This window comes from Solimonas flava DSM 18980, assembly GCF_000426685.1.
Taxonomy (GTDB): Bacteria; Pseudomonadota; Gammaproteobacteria; order Nevskiales; family Nevskiaceae; genus Solimonas; species Solimonas flava.
On the sequence record NZ_AUFV01000001.1, the window covers coordinates 85,856 to 105,887 of the forward strand.

The following is a 20,032-nucleotide window of genomic DNA, read 5'->3' on the forward strand; positions in this document are numbered from 1 at the left end:
CGCTGCGGCGCCTTTTTTATGAGACTCTGTGACTAACAGGACATGTTAGGTTATTATCTGCGGCGATGAATTTCAGTGTCCATTTCGACGACGAGACGATCGAGCGGCTGAACCGTGCGGTGGCCCGCGTCGGCCTGACGCGCAATCGCGTGATCACGCTCGCCGTGCAGGATTGGCTGGCGCGCAACGAGGAAAAGGACTGGCCGGCGGTGCTGAAGAGCCATTTCGGCAATCCGGCGCCGGAGCTGACCGAGGAAACGCTGGACTTCCAGGCCTGGCGCGAGGCGCTGCCGGATTCGGCGCCGGTGCGCTGGTGAAGTATCTGCTCGACTCCGACGTGCTCGCCGCGGCGATCAAGGGGCGGCTGCCGGTCGTGCTGCGGCTGCAGGGGCTGAAGCCGAGCGACGTCGCGGTGTCGGTGCTGGGGCAGGCGGAGGCCGAGACGGCGCTTCGCCTGCAGCCGCGGGCGCAGGCGCGCTACGGCAAGTTGCTGAAGGAGTTCCTGCATTCGGTGCAGGTGCTGGGGATCGGCGCCGCCGAGGCGCAGCAGGCGGTCGTGATCGGCGCCTATCTGCAGGCAGCCGGCGAAAAGCTGGCGCCGCTGGATCTGTGGCTCGCGGCGACGGCAACGGCGCGGCAGCTGGTACTGGTGACGGACCGCGTCGCGGCGTTCGCGTCGGTGCCGAATCTCGACGTCGAGCGCTGGAGCTGAACGGGCGGGACGGCGGGAATGAGGGCCGGGCGCGCTGCGGCGGGTCGCGGCCAGGAGGGCGGACCGGGCTGGGCGCGGTCCGCCGGTATTCAGGCGGTAAACGAGTGGTTGAAGCAGGTCTTTCGAGGAAACTGAAATGAAAAGAGTCGTGAACTTCAGCGCCGGACCGGCGACGCTGCCTTTCGAAGTGCTGCAGCAGGTGCAGGCCGAGCTGCTCGACTGGCAGGGTTGCGGCATGTCGGTGATGGAAATGTCGCATCGCGACAAGGAGTTCATGAGCATCGCGCAGGCAGCGGAAGCCGATCTGCGCGAGGTCGCCGGCATTCCGGCGAACTACAAAGTGTTGTTCCTGCAGGGCGGCGCGACGGCGCAGTTCACGTTCGTGCCGATGAACCTGCTGCGCGGCAAGCAGAACGTCGATTTCGTGCTGACCGGCGACTGGGGCAAGAAGGCCGCCAAGGAAGCGGCGCGCTATGCCAAGGTCAACGTCGCCGCGAGCAGCGAAGCCGACAAGTTCACGCACATCCCGGAGCGGGCGAACTGGAAGCTCGATCCGAACGCGGCCTACGTGCACGTGACCTCGAACGAGACCATCCACGGCGTCGAGTTCGCCGCCGATCCGGACACCGGCAGCGTGCCGCTGGTCGCCGACATGTCGTCGAACATGCTGTCGCGCCCGTTCGACGTGACGAAGTACGGCCTCATCTATGCCGGCGCGCAGAAGAACATCGGCCCGGCCGGCGTGACGATCGTCATCGTGCGCGACGACCTGATCGGCCAGACGCTGCCGAACACGCCCGGCATCTTCGACTACAAGCAGATGGCCGACGCCGAGTCGATGCTGAACACGCCGCCGTGCTTTGCCTGGTACGTCTCGGGTCTGGTCTTCAAGTGGATCAAGGCGCATGGCGGTCTGGCCGGGATCGGCGAGCGCAACGCCAAGAAGGCGGAGCTGCTGTATGCCTATATCGACAGCCAGGACTTCTATCGCAATCCGGTCGCCAAGGCCGATCGTTCGCGGATGAACGTGCCGTTCACGCTCGCCAATCCGGAGCTCGACGCCGAGTTCCTGAAGGGCGCCAAGGCGGCTGACCTGTCGGGCCTGAAGGGGCATCGCTCGGTCGGCGGCATGCGCGCGTCGATCTACAACGCGATGACGCTCGAAGGCGTGCAGCAGCTCGTCGACTACATGAAGGAATTCGCGCGGACGCGCGGCTGAAAAGGCGGCAATCGAGTATCGGGAATGCGGAATCGTTGCGAGACGAAACCGCTTCCCGCTTCTGACGTTGGCCGTTTCCCGATCCCCAATTTCCGGTTTTAAGCCATGTTCAAAGTCCAAACCCTCAACAACATCTCCGTCAACGGGCTCGAGCGTCTGCCGCGCGACCGTTTCGAGATCGCTTCCGAGATCCAGAATCCGGACGCGATCCTCGTGCGCTCGGCCGACATGCACAAGCTGGAGATCCCGGCTTCGGTGAAGGCCATCGGCCGCGCCGGTGCCGGCACCAACAACATTCCGGTCGCGGCGATGAGCAAGCGCGGCGTGCCGGTCTTCAACGCGCCGGGTGCCAACGCCAATGCGGTCAAGGAACTTGTGCTGGCCTCGATGCTGATGACGGCGCGCAACATCCCGGCCTCGCTCGATTTCGTCAAGAAGCTCGACGGCGACGACAAGGCCATGCATGAGGCCGTCGAGGCCGGCAAGAAGAAGTTCGTCGGCTTCGAGCTGCCGGGCCGCACGCTCGGCGTGATCGGCCTCGGCGCGATCGGCGTCAAGGTCGCCAACGCCGCGCTCGAGCTCGGCATGACGGTCTACGGCTTCGATCCGGCAATGACGGTGCAGAACGCCTGGCAGCTGAACGCCGGTGTGCATCGTGCGCTGTCGGTCGATGATCTGATGTCGAAGTCGCAGTTCATCTCGGTGCATGTGCCGCTGCTCGACGCGACCCGCGGCCTGATCAATGCCGAGCGCATCCGCCTGATGAAGAAGCAGGGTGTGATCCTGAACTTCGCGCGTGACGCGATCGTCGACGAGAAGGCTGTCATCGAGGCGCTCGACGAAGGCCGCCTGCACGCCTATGCCTGCGACTTCCCGTCGAACGCGCTCAAGGGCCATCCGCGCGTGCTGGCGACCCCGCATCTCGGCGCCTCGACCGGCGAGGCCGAGGACAACTGCGCAGTGATGGTCGCCGACCAGATCCGCGAGTTCCTTGAACTCGGCACGATCCGCAATTCGGTGAACTTCCCGGAGGCGCAGATGCCCTTGCTGCCGGGCAAGACGCGCCTGTGCATCGTCAACGAGAACGTGCCGAACATGGTCGGCCAGATCTCGACGGCGCTCGCCAAGCATCACCTCAACATCGCCGACCTGCTGAACAAGTCGCGCGGCGACCTGGCGTACACGATCGCCGACCTCGATTCGGCGGTGCCCGCCGAGGTGGCCGGCGAGATCGCGGCGATTCCGGGCGTGCTGGCGACCCGCGTGATCGTGGGCCGCTGATGCCGCTCGCGCCCGGCCGCCCGGTTCGGGCGGTCGGGCGCAAGTCCCGAAGGCCGCGGATTCCCGCTAGAATCCGCGGCCTTTGCTTTTTCCGTTTCGAGACGCCCATCCGATGAAGGTGCCGCAGACCCTGGCCGAAGCGCGGTCGCAGATCGACTCGCTCGACGAGCAGATCCAGGCGCTCATTTCGCAGCGTGCGCGCATCGCGCTCGAAGTGGCGCATATCAAGCAGCGTTCCGGCGACACCGGCAATCACTATCGCCCGTCGCGCGAGGCCGAGGTGCTGCGCCGTGCGATCGAGCGCAATCACGGCCCCGACGGCGGCCCGCTGACCGACGAGACGATCGCGCGCCTGATGCGCGAGATCATGTCGGTGTGCCTGTCGCTGGAGTCGCCGCTCACCATCGCTTACCTCGGGCCCGAGGGCACGTACACGCAGGCCGCGGTGCAGAAGCATTTCGGCGACAGCGTGACGGCGCGCGCGACGCGGGCGATCGACGAGATCTTCCGCGACGTCGAGACCGGCGCCGCCGACTACGGCGTGGTGCCGGTCGCCAACTCGATCGGCGGCGTCGTCAGCAACACGCTCGATGAACTGGTGCATACCCAGCTGCGCATCTGCGGCGAGGTGACGCTGGCCGTTCACCACCAGCTGCTGTCGAAGCAGACCGAGCTTGAGTCGATCGTCAAGGTCTATTCGCACGCGCAGTCGTTCGCGCAGTGCCGCAAGTGGCTGGACGCGCATCTGCCGAAGGCCGAGCGCGAAGTGGTGTCGAGCAACGGCGAGGCCGCGCGTCGCGCGGCGGCCGAAGGCGCCGGCACCGCGGCGATCGCCTCGCTGCAGGCCGGGCGCATCAACGCGCTGAACATCCTCGCCTCGAACATCGAGGACGATCCGAGCAATACGACGCGCTTTCTCATCATCGGCAGGCATGAGCCCGCCTCGACCGGCGACGACATCAGCTCGATCGTGATGACGGCGCATCGTAATCAGCCGGGTGCGCTGTTCAAGCTGTTGCAGCCGTTCGCCGACAGCGGACTCGACCTGACGCGTCTGGAATCGCGGCAGGTCAAGGGCTCGGTGGTGCCGGACTATTACTTCTTCGTGGACTTCGCCGGACACGAATCGGATCCGAAGGTGCGCGAGGTGCTCGAGACCGTGCGTTCGTCGGCGGCCTTCTTCAAGATTCTCGGCTCGTATCCGCGGGCCGTCATGTAATGCGTTCAGAAACCAAGATCATGGATCAGACTTTGCAAAGGGCTTCGCCGGGCGTCATGAGCCTCGAAGCGTATTCGCCGGGCATGCCGATCGACGAACTGCAGCGCCGCCTCGGCGTGTCGAACGCGATCAAGCTGGCTTCGAACGAAAACCCGCTCGGCGCCAGTCCGAAGGTCCGCGCCGCGCTGGCCGCCGCCGTCGCGCACGACAATCTGGCGCTGTATCCGGACGGCAGCGGGCATCGCCTGAAGCAGAAGATCGCCGCGCTGCACGACATCGCGCCGGAGCGCATCACGCTCGGCAACGGCTCGAACGACATCATCGAACTGCTCGGCCGCGTCTTCCTCGGTCCGAGCCGCGCCGCGCTGTATTCGGCGCATGCCTTCGCCGTCTATTCAATCATCACCCAGGCGCAGGATGCGCGCGCCGTGGTCGTTCCGGCCCTGCCGGCCCGCGATGCGCAGCCCTACGGCCATGATCTCGCCGCGTTTCCGGCGGCGCTGCAGGCCAATCCGGACGTCGCGCTGGTCTTCATCGCCAACCCGAACAATCCGACCGGAACCTGGCTCGCGCCGGCGGTGATCGAGGCCTTTCTCGCGCAGGTGCCGGCGCACGTGATCGTCGCGCTCGACGAGGCGTACTTCGAATACCTCGATGCGGCGCTGCAGCCGCCGACGCGCGCCTGGCTCGATCGCTTTCCGAACCTGATCGTGTTCCGCACGTTCTCCAAGGCTTACGGGCTGGCCGGCCTGCGCGTCGGCTACTCGCTGTCGAGCGTGGCGCTGGCCGACGTGCTGAACCGCGTGCGCCAGCCGTTCAACAACAACAGCCTGGCGCTGCTCGCCGCGGAAGTCGCGCTTGGCGATCAGGATTACGTTCGCGCCGCGGTCGCGCTCAATGCGCGCGAGCGCGCGCGCCTGACGGCCGCGCTGCAGGCGATGGGGCTGACGGTGCTGCCGTCGCAGGCCAACTTCCTCGCGATCGACTTCGGCCGCGACGCCAAGCCGATCCACCAGGGTCTGCTCGAACAGGGCGTCATCGTGCGGCCGATGGCCTCGTACCAGATGCCGCAGTTCCTGCGCGTCAGCATCGGCACCGAAGCCGAGAACGACCGCTTCCTCGAAGCGCTGCGCGCGGTGCTCGGCGCCGCGGGTCGGCCGGCGTGAGCGTTCGCCACCTCGCCGTCATCGGCCTCGGCCTGATCGGCGGCTCGTTCGCGCGCGCGCTGCGCGCCGCCGGCGAGGTGGGACGCGTTTCCGGCTACGACCCGGATCCGCAGCAGCGCCAGCAGGCGCTGCGCCTGGGCGTCGTCGACCAGGTGTACGAGACTGCCGAGGCGGCGGTACGCGACGCCGATCTCGTCGTGCTGGCGGTGCCGGTGCTGCATACCGGCGAGGCGCTGCGCGCCTGTCTGCCGGGCCTGCGCGCCGATACCGTCGTCACCGATGTCGGCAGCACCAAGCAGTCGGTGCTGCGCGAAGTCGAGGCGGTCTGCGGACAGTTGCCGTCCTGGTTCGTGCCGGGGCATCCGATCGCCGGTACCGAAAAGAGCGGGGTGGCGAACAGCCTCGTCGATCTGTTCCGCAATCATCGCGTGGTGCTGACGCCGCACGCCGCACAGTCGCCGGCGGCCCGGGCGCTGGTCGCCAAGCTGTGGCAGGCGGTCGGCGCGCGCGTCGTCGAAATGGGCGCCGCCGAGCACGACGCGATCTTCGCGGCGACTTCCCATCTGCCGCACGTGATCGCCTACAGCTTCGTCGACATGCTGGCGCGCCTGCCGCACAGCGACGACATCTTCCCGAACGCCGGCGGCGGTTTTCGCGATTTCACGCGCATCGCGTCGAGCTCGGCGCAGATGTGGCACGACATCGTTCGGGCCAACGCCGGCGCCGTCGGCGATCTGCTCGATCGCCAGATCGAAGAACTGCAGCAGATCCGGCGGATGATGCGCGAGGCGCGCTGGGACGAGCTGCGCGAACTGTTCGCGCGCGCGCGGACGGCACGCGAACGCTATCTGACACAGATCGAGTGAGGGGCGCCGCGCGCGATCCCCGGACAGGAAAGCCATGAGTTCGAGTTCGTTGACCTTCGAGGTGTACCCCGGCGGCTGCCTGAACGGCGAGTTGCGCGTGCCGGGCGACAAGTCCATATCGCACCGCTCGATCATGTTCGGCTCGCTGGCCGACGGCGTGACCACGGTCGAGGGCTTCCTCACCGGCGAGGACTGCCTGTGCACGATGAAGGCGTTCCAGATGATGGGCGTGACGATCGAGCGCACTGGCGAGACCTCGCTGCGCATCCACGGCGTCGGCCTGCACGGCCTGAAGTCGCCGGACGGGCCGCTCGATCTCGGCAACTCGGGAACGTCGATGCGCCTGATGGCCGGCCTGCTGTCGGGACAGACCTTCACCAGCACGCTGGTCGGTGATGCTTCGCTGTCGCGGCGGCCGATGAAGCGCATCATCGGTCCGCTCGAACAGATGGGCGCGCGCATCGAATCGAATGATGGCAAGGCGCCGCTGAACGTGTTGCCGCACAAGAAGCTGCACGGCATCGCCTACCACTCGCCGGTCGCGAGCGCACAGATCAAATCCGGCATCCTGCTGGCCGGCCTCTACGCGCAGGGCAAGACCGAGGTGTTCGAGCCGGAAGCCTCGCGCGACCACACCGAGCGCATGCTGCGGGCCTTTGGCGTGCGGGTCGAGGCGCGGCCCGGCTATGCCGCGCTCGAGGGCGGTCAGCCGCTGCACGCGACGCAGATCCGGGTGCCGGCCGACATCTCGTCGGCGGCGTTCTTCATGGTCGGCGCGGCGATCGTGCCGGGCAGCGCAGTGGTGCTGACCGAGGTCGGTGTCAACCCGACGCGTACCGGCATCATCGACGTGCTGCGCGCGATGGGCGCCGATATCGAGTTGCTGAATCCGCGCGCGTTCGGCGACGAGCCGGTCGCCGACATTCGCGTGCGCGGCGGCGGTCTGCGCGGCGTGAAGATCGGCAAGGAGCTGGTCGCCGCGGCGATCGACGAGTTCCCGATCATCTTCATCGCCGCTGCCTTCGCCGACGGCGAGACCGTGGTCGAGGGCGCCGAGGAACTGCGCGTCAAGGAGTCCGACCGCATCCAGAGCATGTGCGACGGCCTGCGCGCGCTCGGCATCTCGGCGATCGCACTGCCGGACGGCATGCGCGTGTCCGGCGGCCGCATGCACGGCGGCGCTGTCGATGCGCGCGGCGATCACCGCATCGCGATGTCGTTCGCGATCGCGGCGCTGCGTGCTGAACAGCCGATCACCATCTTCGACTGCGCCAACGTCAACACCTCGTTCCCCGGTTTCGCCGCGCTCGCGCAGCGCGCCGGTCTGGACCTGCGGGTGCGCGCGTGAGCGCGGCCGCGATTCCGGTCATCACCGTCGACGGGCCGAGTGGCGTCGGCAAGGGGCTGGTCACGCGCTGGCTGGCCGAGCGGCTTGGCTTCCATCGCCTCGACAGCGGCGCGCTGTACCGCATCCTGGCGCTGGCCGGCCATCGCCGCGATATCGACCTGCACGACAGCGACGCGCTGGCGCGGCTCGCGCCGGCGCTGAAGATCCGCTTCGTCGGCGCCACCGAGGACGACGAAGCGATCCTGGTGGACGGCGAGGACTGGACCCACGACGTGCGCAAGGAATCGACCGGTGCACTGGCCTCGCTGATTGCAGCGCAGCCCGCGGTGCGCGCGGCGCTGCTGCAGCGCCAGCGTGATTTTCGCGAGGCGCCTGGGCTGATCGCCGACGGCCGTGACATGGGCACCATTGTTTTCCCGGATGCCGCCCTCAAGATATTCATGGATGCGAGTCCCGACGAGCGTGCGCAGCGCCGGCTCAAGCAGTTGAGCGCAAAGGGGATTGAGGCTACACTCGCCCCCCTTCGCGAGGAGATATGCGCCCGCGACGAGCGCGACCGCAACCGCCCCATCGCCCCCCTAAAGCCGGCGGACGGGGCTCAAGTCGTTGATACGACGGGGCTTTCGCCAGTCGAAGTGCTGGCGATCATCGAAAGCCTGCTGCAGCGGTCCGGCATCGTCTGAGCCCGTTTCGCTGCGCGTAGAGAACATCAGCCGTGAGCCCATCCGGGTTTCGGCTTGTGGCCGGCGAGCAAGGATGCGAGCCGTTGACTGACCTGACAGGACCCCAAGCAAGAGGCGAGGGGATCATCCATTTCAAGAGTGTTTAGATGAGCGAGAGTTTCGCTGAGTTGTTTGAGGCCAGCCTCAAGGGCGGCCAGTCCATGCAGTCCGGCACCATCGTCAATGCGAGGGTGCTGGCGGTCAAGCCTGACGTCGTGATCGTCGACGCCGGCCTGAAGTCGGAGGGCGTGATTCCGCTTTCCGAGTTCCTGGTCGACGGCGAGCTGAAGGTCGCCCCGGGCGACGAAGTGGAAGTGGCGCTGGAAACCGTTGAGGACGGCTTCGGCGAAACCAAGTTCTCGAAGGAAAAGGCCGAGCGGATCAAGACCTGGGAACGCCTGGGCAAGGCTTTCGAGGGCAAGGAAACCGTCATCGGTATCATCACCGGCAAGGTCAAGGGCGGCTTCACCGTCGACATCGGCACGGTCCGCGCGTTCCTGCCGGGCTCGCTGGTCGACGTCCGTCCGGTCCGCGATACCTCGTACCTCGAAGGCAAGCCGCTCGAGTTCAAGGTCATCAAGCTCGACAAGCTGCGCAACAACGTCGTCGTCTCGCGCCGCGAAGTGCTCGAGGCCGAATACTCGGCCGAGCGTGACAGCCTGCTGGCGAACCTCCAGGAAGGCGTGGTCCTCAAGGGCGTCGTCAAGAACCTCGTCGAGTACGGCGCGTTCGTCGACCTCGGCGGCATCGACGGCCTGCTGCACATCACCGACATGACGTGGAAGCGCGTCAAGGATCCGGCCGAAGTCGTGCAGGTCGGCCAGGAAATCGAAGTCAAGGTCCTCAAGTACGACCGCGAGCGTCGCCGCGTCAGCCTCGGCCTCAAGCAGCTGGGCGCCGATCCGTGGAGCGACATCGAGCGTCGCTATCCGGAGCGCACCCGCCTGTTCGGCAAGGTCACCAACATCACCGACTACGGTTCGTTCGTCGAGATCGAGCCGGGCGTCGAGGGCCTGGTCCACGTTTCGGAAATGGACTGGACCAACAAGAACGTCAACCCGGCCAAGGTCGTGCAGGTCGGCGACGAAGTCGAGGTGATGATCCTCGACATCGACGGCGAGCGCCGCCGCATCTCGCTCGGCATGAAGCAGTGCCGTCCGAATCCGTGGGAAGAGTTCGCTCAGAACCACCAGAAGGGCGACCGCGTTCATGGCGCGATCAAGTCGATCACCGACTTCGGCATCTTCATCGGCCTCGACGGTGGCATCGACGGTCTCGTCCACCTGTCGGATCTCGACTGGAACGAGGCGGGCGAACTCGCCGTGCGCCGTTACCAGAAGGGTCAGGAACTGGATGCCGTGGTGCTGGCGATCGACGCCGCGCGCGAGCGCATCTCGCTGGGCGTCAAGCAGGTCCAGCAGGACCCGCTGTCGGAGTTCATCGCCAAGAACACCAAGGGCACCATCGTCAAGGGCATTGCCAAGACGGTCGACGTTCGCGGTGCGGTCATCGATCTCGGCAACGGCGTCGAAGGCTACATCAAGGCCGGCGATCTCTCGCGTGACCGCGTCGAGGACGCCACCAAGGTGCTCAAGGAAGGCGATCCGCTGGACGCGCGCTTCATCGGCGTCGACCGCAAGAGCCGCACGGTGATGCTGTCGGTCCGCGAGAAGGAAATCCAGGAAGAGCAGGAGGCCGTCGCGGAGTACAGCCGCAACGCGTCGACCGGCAAGACCAGCCTGGGCGACCTGCTGAAGGAACAGATGGGCGGCGGCAACAATTAAGTTGTTCGTCTATCTGCCCGGAATTTCTGGGAAAAATAAAGGGGCCACGCTTGCGTGGCCCTTTTTTTTTAACTATTGTTAGCGCGTCAAAACGCTTTTGGTTCCGGGACTTATGACGAAGTCTGAACTCATCGAGCAGCTCGCGGCGAAGCAGACGCATTTGATGCACAAAGACGTCGAGCTGGCCGTCAAACTGGTTCTGGACCAGATCAGCAACGCGCTGGCGCGCGACGAGCGCGTCGAGATTCGCGGCTTCGGCAGCTTCGCCCTGCATCACCGGCCGGCGCGCGTCGGCCGCAATCCGAAGACCGGCGAGCCGGTGCAGATCCCGCCGAAGCGGGTTCCGCATTTCAAACCGGGCAAGGAGATGCGCGAGCGCGTCAACGCGGTCGCCGCCGAGGAAGCCGCTGCCGCAGCCGCGACAGCCGCCGCCGCTGCGGCCAGCATTGCGTAGCGATCGCCATGTCACGCCTGGCCGTTCTCATCGTGCTGCTCGTCATCCTCGTGCTCGGCGCGTCGATCGGCTATTTCAACGCCCAGCCGGTGCAGTTCAATTACCTGTTCGGCGCCACCGAGTTTCCCCTGATCGCGGTGCTGATCGCGGCGTTCTCGGCAGGCATCCTGCTCGCGATCGCGGCCGTGTCCAGCCGCTTGTTCAGCATGCGCCTGGAGCTCGGCCGCCTGCGCAAGCAGCTGCGCGAGGCCGAGGGCGAGCTGCGCACGCTGCGCAATCTGCCGGTCGGCACGCCGCCGGAAACCCGCTAGCGTCCCTCACCGTCCCCGCTCAGGACCCGCATGCTCGACTCCCTGTTTCCCTGGCTGCTGCTGCCGCTGGGCCTCGCCCTGGGCTGGGCACTCGGACAGCGGGCGCGGGCGGCCACGGCGGCGCCGGCGATCGCTCCCGAGCAGCTCGGCGGCTTGCTGACGCAGCTGGCCTCGGATGATCCGGACCAGGCGATCGCGGCGCTGACGCAGGTCGCCGAGCTCGACCATTCGACGGTCGAGCTGCACCTGACGCTCGGCAACCTGTTCCGCAAGCGCGGCGAGATCGACCGTGCGCTGCGCATCCACGAGGCTTTGCTGTCGCGTCCGGGCCTGACGCCCGACATGCAGGCGCAGGTGCGTCGCGAGCTGGCCTTCGACTACATGCGCGCCGGCGTCATGGATCACGCCGAAGCGCAGTTCGAGCGGCTGGTCGCCGACGGCCGTTACGTCACCGAGTCTCTGGACCAGATCCGCACGATCTACGAGCAGGGCCGCGACTGGGAGCACGCGATCGCCGCGGCGCGCCGTCTCGAGGCCGCGCAAGGCGAGTCCAAGCGCGATCTGATCGCGCAGTACGAGTGCGAACTCGCCGACGAGGCGCGCCGCGCCAAGAACGTCGATGAGGCGATCCGTCAGGCGAAGCGCGCGCTCGACGAGGATCCGGGCTGCGTGCGCGCGCATCTGATGCTCGGGGCCTTGTACGAGGGCCGGCAGGACTTCGGCGCGGCCGCGCAGGCCTACCTGCGGGCCTTCCAGCTCGATGCGCATTTCCTGCCGGACGTCATCGAGCCGCTGTATCGCTGCTCGCAGAAGACCGGCCACTCGGAAGGCTTTCTGCAGTTTCTTGCCGACGCCAAGGAAATCTCGACGAGCAGTCTGCCGTACGTCGCCGAAGCGCGCCTGCTTGCCGACGAAGGACTCGATCCGACCGACCGGCTCGCCGAGGGCCTGGAAGTGCGCCCGAGCCGCGCCGTGCTGGCGCAGTTTCTGGAAGTGCTCGAAAAGCAGCCCGCGGTGATCGCTGCCGGCCTCGACAAACCGGCCGCCAGCCTGCATCGCGCGCTGCGCCGCATGATGGAGAGCTCGCCGCGCTACCAGTGCAGCAATTGCGGATTCTCGCCGCGCCAGCAGTTCTGGCAATGCCCGAGCTGCAAGCGCTGGGGCACGATCACCCCGATCGACGAGGCGATGCGTCTCGGCTGAGCGGCCGCTGCCGGCGTTCCGCGCCATCCGCCGCCGTCCGGCAGGCGCCACGCGCCGGCGACCGGAGCGCTGCTAGACTGCGGCCGCAAGAAACAAAAAAGAAGCACCAAAAGCCGTCGGCGGAGGAGAAGCGCTTGACGAAAACGGCATTCGTGACCGGGGCGACGGGCTTCGTCGGCCTGAACCTGCTCGCCGAGCTGCACGCGCGCGGCTGGGAGGTGATCGCGCTGCACCGGCAGGGCTCCGATGTCGGGCCGCTCGACCGCTATCCGCGCTTGCGCCGCGTGGTCGGCGATGTCACCGACCAGCGCACGCTGCGCGGGGCGATCCCGCACGGCGTCGACTGCGTGTTCCATGTGGCCGGCAACACCAGTCTGTGGAACCGCACGCACGTCGAGCAGATCAAGGTCAATGTGCGCGGGACTCGCAACGTGGTGCGGGCGGCGCTGGAGGCGCAGGTCAAGCGCTTCGTCCACACCTCGAGCATCGTCGCCTACGGTGTGCACAGCGGCACCATCACCGAGGACACGCCGACGCGTGGCAGCACCGCCTCGATCAACTACGTGCGCAGCAAGGCACTCGCCGAGCGCGAAGTGCGCAAGGGCATCAGCGCCGGCCTGCCGGCGGTCATCCTCAATCCGTCGAACATCGTCGGTCCTTACGACACGCAAACCTGGTCGCGGATGTTCCGGCTGGTGCAGCAGGGCCGCCTGCCGGCGATGCCGCCGGGCGGCGGCAGCTTTTGCCACGTGCGCGAGGTCGCGCGTGCCCACGTCGCGGCCGCCGAACGCGGCCGCATCGGCGCCAACTATCTGCTCGGCGGCGCGCAGGCGAGTTACGTCGGCATGGTCCGCGAGATCGCGCGGCTGATCGGCGTGCGTCGCCACCCGCTGACGCTGCATCCGCGGCTGCTGCATTGGTATGCGACGCTGGAAGAATGGGCGGCGCCGCTGTTCGGCCGCGAGCCGGACATCACGCGCGACGCGGTCGCGCTGCTGTCCGAAAACCTGTACTGCAACAGCCAGCGCGCCCAGCAGGAACTCGGCTATGAGCCGCAGACGCTGGAGTCGATGCTCATGGATTGCCGCGACTGGCTGTACGAAGCGGGCCTGCTGGAGCGCTGATCCTCAGCGCACGCGGTAACTGTCCGGCAGCGCGTTGCGGACCTCGGTGCGCTTGGCGACGAGACGGGCGCGATCCTGCGGCGACAGATCCGGCAGGCGCAGGCCGGCGTCGAGCTGGGCCAGCGCGGCGCCGGAGTCGCCGCGCAGGAACAGGTAGGTGCCCATCTGGTAGGCCGACTCGGCGAGCTTGCCGCTTTCGCGGGCCGCCTGCGCCAGCAGCTTGTAGGTCGCCATCTGCGTGCCCTGCGCCTGATCGTGCGAGAGCAGGTACTGGCGCGCCGCGTCCGGCTGGCCGGCGTTCATCAGGGCTTCGGCGTAATCGAGCACGGCCGGCGCGTAGCGCGGATACATCTGCAGCACGCGCTCATAGGCGGCCAGCGCGGCGTCGCGACGGCCGTTCTGCGCCAGCAGCTCGGCGTTCAGCAGCTGGATGTTGGCCTGGCGCGGATAGCGCTCGAGCAGCGGCGCCAGCGTGTCCATCGCCGCCGGCACCTGGCTCTGCAGCAGTTGTGCGTAGGCCAGGCCGTAGCGGTTCTCGGCGCTGTCGCGGCCGGACTTCAGCTGACTGGCGAAGTAGTCGAGCGCCTCACTGGTGCGGTCCGACGACAGCACGCGCGCCCGCGCGCGCATCAGCGCGAACTCGATCGAATCCTGGTGCTGGACCTTCGGCAGCTCGGCGGCGCGTGCCGTGGCTTCGGCCATGCGGTTGGTGCTCAGCGGGTGCGTCAGCAGGATCTCGGGAATGCCGTTGCCATACAGGCGCGACTGCTGCTGCAGCTTGCCGAAGAAACTGGCCATGCCGTTCGGATCGTAGCCGGCGGCGGCCATGGTCTGGATGCCGATGCGGTCGGCTTCCTGCTCGTGGGCGCGCGTGTAGCTGACCTGGCGCTGGTAGTTGATGCCCTGTCCGATCGCCAGCGCGCCCATCACCACGTCCGGGTTCGCAGAGCCGGCGATGATCGCGGCGATCACCGCCAGCCAGGTGGCGATCGTGCCGACCTCGGTGTCCTCGACGGTGCGCGCGATGTGGCGCTGCGTGATGTGCGCGAGTTCGTGGCCCATCACGCCGGCGAGCTCGCTTTCGTTGTCGGCGGCGAGCAGCGTGCCGGCGTTGATGCCCATGTAGCCGCCGGGCAGTGCGAAGGCGTTGATGCGCGGGTCCTGCACGATGAAGATCGTCAGCGGCGGCGGCTGCGTGCTGCTGGCGCCGGCGAGCTGGTAGCCGATCGCGTTGATGTAGTCGATCAGCTCGGGGTCTTCGATCGTGTAGTTCTCGCGGTACAGCTCGGCGGTGACGCGGGCGCCGAGTGCCTTTTCCTGGGCAGGCGACAGGGTGTTGTCGGCCGGTTCGCCGAGCTGCGGCAGGTCGAGCGCCGAGGTCGAGACTGCCGCCGCCTGGCCGCTGACCAGGACCGTGGCGGCGACGAGGAGCGGCAGCATCCGGCGCGCGAAGGGAGATCGCAGCAGGGCGTTCATGCGGGAGGGGAGGCTGCCTGTCGGTTGATTCGTACGCCGCTTTAGAGCGCCGGCGGGGGCGGAAGTTCGCGCAGTGTCGAACGGCGGCGCTCGCGCTTCAAGCGGCGCGCGGCCGCCAGCGGCCGAGCGTGTCGCCGAGGCGCACCGGCTGTCCGGGGGCAAGTCCGGCCTTCCACTCGATGCCGCCGGGCGGCGCCAGCAGGATGACGGTCGAACCCATGTTGAAGCGGCCCATTTCCGCACCGCGCGCCAGCGTCACCGGATTCATCGGCGTGTACTGCTCACTGTCGCGGCGGCGCAGATGCGGCGGCGTGACGCGGCCGGCCCAGACGGTCTGCAGCGAGCCGACGAACAGCGCGCCGACCATCGACAGGGCGACCGGCCCGGCCGGCGTGTCGAAGCGGGCGTTGAGGCGTTCATTGCGGGTGAACAGGTTCGGCAGCGCGCGCGCGGTCGCGGCGTTGACGCTGAACAGGCGGCCCGGCACGTAGGTCCAGTGCGCGAGGCGACCGTCGATCGGCATGTGGATGCGGTGATAGTTGTACGGCGCCAGATAGATCGTGCAGAACTCGCCGCCGACGAAGGCCCTGGCGTCGGCGTCGCCCGGCAGCAGGTCGTAGAGGCTGTAGGTATGGCCCTTGGCCTGGATCAGGCGGTCTTCGCCGATCGTGCCGAACTGGCTGATGGTGCCGTCGACCGGGCTGACGAACGCCTGCGGATCGGCCGGCATCGGCCGCGCGCCGGGCTTGAGCGCCCGCGTGAAGAAGTGGTTGAAGCTCTCGTAGTTCTCGATGCGCTCGAACTCGGCTTCCGACAGATCGATCGTGTAGCCGCGCAGGAACAGGCGGATCAGCGCGTTCTTGAAGCCGGGGCTGCGGATCTGCGTCAGCCGGAACACCAGCTGCGACAGCCAGCGCGTCGGCAGGCACAGCTGCAGCAGCACGAAGGCGCGGTCGGTGAAACGGGCATCGGAGGGCGCGTCGGGGCTCGCCTGGGTCATGGGGCGTCGGAGCAGAGGAAGAAGGAGGGCGAATCAGCGCGCCGTCACGGCGCGCAGGTCGGCGGCGAGCCGGGCGGCGTCGAACGGCGGCGTCATGTAGCCGGCGATGCGCGCTTGCGGGTCGATCAGGATCAGCGCCGCCGAGTGGTCCATCGTGTAAGCCTCCGGCGTCGCGCCCGGCACCTTGGCGTAGGCGACGCCGAGCATTTGCGCGAGGCGCTGCAGTTCCGGTTCCGGTGTCACCGCGGCGGTGAAGCCCGGATCGAAATACTGTACGTACTGCTTGAGGCGTTCCGGCGTATCGCGTTCCGGGTCGACCGACAGGAACACCACGCGCAGCGACGCGGCGTCGGGGCCCAGCTGCGCGACCACGTTCTTGAGCATCGCCAGCGTGGTCGGGCAGACGTCGGGGCAGGACGTGAAGCCGGGAAAGATCAGCGTCCAGTGGCCGGTCAGGCTGTCGCGCGTGAACGGCCGGCCGTCCTGGTCGGTGGCGCTGAACTCGGCCAGCGCGCGCGGCTGCTGCAGCAGCGTGCCCGACTGCAGGGCGACCGTCGCCGGCTTCTGCAGCCAGATCGCGGCGAGCAGGCCGACGGCCAGCGCGCCGGCGCCGAGAATGACGAACAGCAGACTGCGGGGCGTGGCGTGGTTCGAGGGCATGGCGGCGGAGGCGGCGCGGGGGAGCGCCATTATTCCACAGGCGCCGCAGCCCGCCGTGCGCCGGTTTGTCGGTACGGACCGCCGCACCGCATAATTCGCGCCCTCGTTCGCCACGACGCCCGACGTCCCTGCTGCGGCCATGCCACGCTCTTCCCGATCCGTCCACGCCGACGATACGGCCAGCCTCGTCACCGTCCGCGACCTCGTGCGCTGGGGCGCCAGTCGCTTCATCGAAGCCGGCCTGAGCTTCGGCCACGGCACCGACAATGCGCTCGACGAGGCGTTCCATCTCGTCCTGCATGCGCTGCCGCTGCCGGCCGATGTGCCGGCGCTCTATCTCGAAAGCAACGTCACGCCGCGCGAGCGCGCCGCCGTGCTCAAGCTGCTGCGCACGCGCATCACCACGCGCAAGCCGGCCGCCTACCTGCTTGGCCACATCGAGTTCTGCGGCCTGGACTTCGAGGTCGACGAGAACGTGCTGATTCCGCGTTCGCCGATCGGCGAGCTGATCGAGCGCCACTTCGCGCCGTGGCTGACGCAGGCGCCGGTGCGCGTGCTCGACCTGTGCACCGGCAGCGGCTGCATCGGCATCGCCTGTGCCGCGGCGTTTCCGGACGCGCAGGTCGATCTCGCCGACATCAGCGCCAAGGCGCTCGCCGTGGCGCGCCGCAACGTCGCCCGCCATGCGATGGGCAACCAGGTGCGCGTCATCAAGTCGGACGTCTTCGACGGGCTCGTCAACGAGGTCTACGACCTCATCGTCACCAATCCGCCGTACGTGCCGAATGCCGAGTGGAAGGCGCTCGCCACCGAGTACCGGCACGAGCCGAAAATGGCGCTGGCCGCCGGTGCCGACGGCATGGATATCGTCGCCCGCATCCTCGACGGCGCCGCACGCCATCTGACCAACGAAGGCTGGCTGGTCTGCGAGGTCGGCGGCAGCGTCGCCGAGTTCGAGGCGCGCTGGCCGAAGCTGCCGGTCACCTGGGTGGAGTTCGAGCGCGGTGGCGACGGCGTCTTCATCATCTCGCGCGCCGATCTGGTCGCGAACCTGTGAGGCGCACGGGCCGGGCTTCATCGGGCAATGCCGTCCGGTCGCGGACGGTCGCTAGGAACTGAGCTTACGATGTCGGGAAACACGTTCGGGAAACTCTTCTGCGTCACCAGCTTCGGCGAGTCGCACGGCGCCGGTATCGGCTGCGTGGTCGATGGCTGTCCGCCGGGGCTGGCGCTGTCCGAGGCCGATATCCAGCCGGAGCTGGACCGGCGCCGGCCGGGCACGTCGAAGTACGTCACGCAGCGCAAGGAAGCCGATCAGGTCGAGATCCTCTCGGGCGTGTTCGAGGGCCGGACCACCGGCACGCCGATCGCGCTGCTGATCCGCAACACCGACCAGCGCTCGTACGACTACGAGAAGATCAAGCAGGTGTTCCGGCCGAACCATGCCGACTACGCCTACGTGCAGAAGTACGGCATTCGCGACCATCGCGGCGGCGGCCGTTCGAGCGCGCGTGAAACCGCCGTGCGCGTCGCCGCCGGCGCGATCGCGCGCAAATGGCTGCGCGAGAAGTACGACATCCGGATCCGCGGCTGTGTCGAGCAGGTCGGCGACATTCATTGCGCGCAGCTTGACTGGGATGCGGTGACGCAGAACCCGTTCTTCTGCGCCGACCCGGCCCGCGTGCCGGAACTCGAAGCGCTGATCGACCGCCTGCGCAGCGAAGGCGACTCGATCGGCGCCAAGCTCTACGTCGAGGCGACGAACGTACCGCCGGGCTTCGGCGAGCCGGTGTTCGACCGCCTCGACGCCGAGATCGCCTACGCGCTGATGTCGATCAACGCGGTCAAGGGCGTCGAGATCGGCGACGGCATGGCGGTCGCGCGGATGCGCGGCACCGAGCATCGCGACGAGCTGACGCCGGACGGCTTTCTCGGCAATCACTCTGGCGGCATCACCGGCGGCATCTCGACCGGCCAGACCGTCTACGCGCGCTACGCGATCAAGCCGACGTCGAGCATCACGACGCCGGGTCTGAGCATCGACGAAGCCGGGCAGGCGACCGAGATGCGCACGACCGGCCGCCACGATCCCTGCGTCGGCCTGCGTGCGACGCCGGTCGCCGAGGCGATGCTGGCGCTGGTGCTGATCGACCACGCGCTGCGCCAGCGCGCGCAGAACGCCGACGTGGTGCCGCCGACGCCGCGCATTCCCGGCGCGCGCCACGGATGAGCGCCGGCCGTTGCCGGCGCCGCGACCGCGGCGCGCGAACCTGCCGCGCCGAGCGCATGGCCTGAGCCGATGACGCGGCCCCGCGCAGGCGTCGACCGCCTGGCGTGGCGGCTGTCGAGCTTCTACTTCTTCTACTACGCGACGGTCGGCGCCTTCATGCCGTACTGGTCGCCGTACCTGGCGGCGCGCGGTTTCTCGGCGGCGCAGATGGGCGTCGCCTACGCGCTGATGGGCGGCATGCGTACCTTCGTGCCGCTGGCCTGGGGCTGGTACGCCGACCATCGCGGCAAGCGCATCGGCCTGATCCGCGCCGCCAGCCTCGCCGCGCTGCTGTCGTTCCTGACCATTCCGTTCGTGCCGGGCGTGTTCTGGGTCGGCGCCGTGATGGTCGCCTACACGCTGTTCTGGCACGCGCTGCTGCCGCAGTTCGAGGTCGTCGCGCTCAGCCATACCGCGGCGCGCGGCGGCGACTACGCGCGCGTGCGGCTGTGGGGCTCGGTCGGCTTCATCGTCACCGTGCTCGGTCTCGGCCTGCTGCTCGATTACGTCGGCATGCTCTGGCTGCCGTGGCTGGTCGGGCTGTTCTGGCTTGGCATGGCGCTGTCGAGCTGGCTGGTGCCGGAGCCGCCGCCGCTGCGTCCCGCCGCCGCCGGCGCGCCGGCCTCGCTGCTGGCGGCGCTGCGCCAGCCCGGCGTGCTCGCGCTGCTGGTGGTCTGCTTCTGCTCGCAGCTGAGCTTCGCGCCGTACTACAACTTCTTCACGCTGTTCCTCGACCGCCACGGCTACGCGCGCAGCGTCGCCGGCCTGCTGTGGGCGCTGGCGGTGATCGCCGAGATCGTGATGTTCGTCTACGCCGGCCGCCTGATCGCGCGGGTCGGTGCGCGGCGGATGATGGTGCTGGCGCTGGCGGCGACGGCGCTGCGCTGGTCGCTGACGGCGCTGTGCGTCGACGCCTGGCCGCTGCTGATCGTGCTGCAGATCGGCCACGCCCTGAGTTTTGCCAGCTATCACGCGGTGGCAATGCACTACGTGCAGCGCCTGTTCCCGGGCGCGCTGCAGGGGCGCGGGCAGGCGATCTACAACGCCGCCGCCTATGGCATCGGCGGTTCGGTCGGCAGTCTGTCGGCCGGCTATCTGTGGCAGGCGCAGTCGCCGGAAACGGTGTACCTCGCGGCCGGCCTGGTCGCCGCGATCGGCTGGTGGGTCGCCTACCGGCGGCTGCCGGCGGCGGACGCGTAGCCGCGGCGCCGGCCGGAT

The 20,032-nt window shown here is 68.1% G+C and carries 18 protein-coding genes and 1 pseudogene; 16 read left to right on the plus strand and 3 right to left on the minus strand.

What is annotated here, in order from left to right:
* Window positions 1-65: 65 nt before the first annotated feature.
* The 13 genes and pseudogenes from K343_RS0100370 to K343_RS0100435 all read left to right on the plus strand — a co-directional run bounded on the left by K343_RS0100370 (window position 66) and on the right by K343_RS0100435 (window position 13,409).
* A complete protein-coding gene (locus tag K343_RS0100370) occupies window positions 66-317 on the plus strand; it encodes a ribbon-helix-helix domain-containing protein (protein ID WP_028006387.1) in 252 nt (83 codons plus the stop codon).
* Complete coding sequence (locus tag K343_RS0100375) at window positions 314-712, plus strand: PIN domain-containing protein (RefSeq protein WP_028006388.1); 399 nt, start codon at window positions 314-316, stop codon at window positions 710-712. The genes K343_RS0100370 and K343_RS0100375 overlap by 4 nt, the downstream gene beginning before the upstream one ends.
* Window positions 713-848: 136 nt before the next feature.
* Window positions 849-1,931, plus strand: coding sequence for a 3-phosphoserine/phosphohydroxythreonine transaminase (gene serC, locus K343_RS0100380; RefSeq protein ID WP_028006389.1), 1,083 nt, complete (start codon window positions 849-851; stop codon window positions 1,929-1,931).
* 105 nt (window positions 1,932-2,036) lie between these two features.
* The gene (locus tag K343_RS0100385) at window positions 2,037-3,212 is read left to right on the plus strand and encodes a phosphoglycerate dehydrogenase (RefSeq protein WP_020650426.1); all 1,176 of its coding nucleotides are present in this window, start codon (window positions 2,037-2,039) and stop codon (window positions 3,210-3,212) included.
* 112 nt (window positions 3,213-3,324) lie between these two features.
* Window positions 3,325-4,431, plus strand: coding sequence for a prephenate dehydratase (gene pheA / locus K343_RS0100390; protein ID WP_020650427.1), 1,107 nt, complete (start codon window positions 3,325-3,327; stop codon window positions 4,429-4,431).
* Window positions 4,432-4,451: 20 nt separating this feature from the next.
* Entirely contained in the window at window positions 4,452-5,597 is a 1,146-nt protein-coding gene (gene hisC / locus K343_RS0100395; RefSeq protein ID WP_028006390.1) for a histidinol-phosphate transaminase, read from the plus strand.
* Window positions 5,594-7,811: pseudogene (locus tag K343_RS25370) on the plus strand (bifunctional prephenate dehydrogenase/3-phosphoshikimate 1-carboxyvinyltransferase). Before hisC ends, K343_RS25370 begins: the two are co-directional and overlap by 4 nt.
* Window positions 7,808-8,494, plus strand: a complete 687-nt coding sequence (cmk, locus tag K343_RS0100410; protein ID WP_028006393.1) for a (d)CMP kinase — start codon at window positions 7,808-7,810, stop codon at window positions 8,492-8,494. Before K343_RS25370 ends, cmk begins: the two are co-directional and overlap by 4 nt.
* Window positions 8,495-8,640: 146 nt before the next feature.
* Window positions 8,641-10,317 carry a 30S ribosomal protein S1 gene (gene rpsA / locus K343_RS0100415; RefSeq protein ID WP_028006394.1) on the plus strand — a complete coding sequence of 559 codons (1,677 nt, stop codon included), beginning with the start codon at window positions 8,641-8,643 and terminating at the stop codon, window positions 10,315-10,317.
* A gap of 112 nt (window positions 10,318-10,429) precedes the next feature.
* Window positions 10,430-10,771, plus strand: a complete 342-nt coding sequence (locus K343_RS0100420) for an integration host factor subunit beta (protein ID WP_028006395.1) — start codon at window positions 10,430-10,432, stop codon at window positions 10,769-10,771.
* An 8-nt stretch (window positions 10,772-10,779) separates the two neighbouring features.
* Complete coding sequence (locus tag K343_RS0100425) at window positions 10,780-11,082, plus strand: LapA family protein (protein ID WP_028006396.1); 303 nt, start codon at window positions 10,780-10,782, stop codon at window positions 11,080-11,082.
* A gap of 30 nt (window positions 11,083-11,112) precedes the next feature.
* A complete protein-coding gene (locus K343_RS0100430; RefSeq protein ID WP_028006397.1) occupies window positions 11,113-12,285 on the plus strand; it encodes a tetratricopeptide repeat protein in 1,173 nt (390 codons plus the stop codon).
* Window positions 12,286-12,419: 134 nt separating this feature from the next.
* Window positions 12,420-13,409, plus strand: a complete 990-nt coding sequence (locus K343_RS0100435; RefSeq protein ID WP_028006398.1) for an SDR family oxidoreductase — start codon at window positions 12,420-12,422, stop codon at window positions 13,407-13,409.
* 3 nt (window positions 13,410-13,412) lie between these two features.
* Here the strand turns inward: K343_RS0100435 and K343_RS20225 are convergent, their stop codons facing one another.
* The 3 genes from K343_RS20225 to K343_RS0100450 all read right to left on the minus strand — a co-directional run bounded on the left by K343_RS20225 (window position 13,413) and on the right by K343_RS0100450 (window position 16,545).
* The gene (locus K343_RS20225; RefSeq protein WP_245585083.1) at window positions 13,413-14,849 is read right to left on the minus strand and encodes a M48 family metalloprotease; all 1,437 of its coding nucleotides are present in this window, start codon (window positions 14,847-14,849) and stop codon (window positions 13,413-13,415) included.
* Between the two features lie 133 nt (window positions 14,850-14,982).
* Entirely contained in the window at window positions 14,983-15,885 is a 903-nt protein-coding gene (gene asd / locus K343_RS0100445) for an archaetidylserine decarboxylase (protein WP_028006399.1), read from the minus strand.
* Between the two features lie 33 nt (window positions 15,886-15,918).
* The gene (locus K343_RS0100450) at window positions 15,919-16,545 is read right to left on the minus strand and encodes an SCO family protein (RefSeq protein ID WP_028006400.1); all 627 of its coding nucleotides are present in this window, start codon (window positions 16,543-16,545) and stop codon (window positions 15,919-15,921) included.
* A 139-nt stretch (window positions 16,546-16,684) separates the two neighbouring features.
* On the opposite strand from K343_RS0100450, the gene prmB reads away from it, so the two are divergent.
* The 3 genes from prmB to K343_RS0100465 all read left to right on the plus strand — a co-directional run bounded on the left by prmB (window position 16,685) and on the right by K343_RS0100465 (window position 20,014).
* Window positions 16,685-17,602 (plus strand): 50S ribosomal protein L3 N(5)-glutamine methyltransferase, encoded by a 918-nt coding sequence (gene prmB, locus K343_RS0100455; protein ID WP_028006401.1) that lies wholly within the window; start codon window positions 16,685-16,687, stop codon window positions 17,600-17,602.
* Between the two features lie 69 nt (window positions 17,603-17,671).
* Window positions 17,672-18,775, plus strand: a complete 1,104-nt coding sequence (aroC, locus tag K343_RS0100460) for a chorismate synthase (protein WP_028006402.1) — start codon at window positions 17,672-17,674, stop codon at window positions 18,773-18,775.
* A 69-nt stretch (window positions 18,776-18,844) separates the two neighbouring features.
* Window positions 18,845-20,014, plus strand: coding sequence for an MFS transporter (locus tag K343_RS0100465; protein ID WP_043111787.1), 1,170 nt, complete (start codon window positions 18,845-18,847; stop codon window positions 20,012-20,014).
* The last annotated feature ends 18 nt before the right edge of the window (window positions 20,015-20,032 follow it).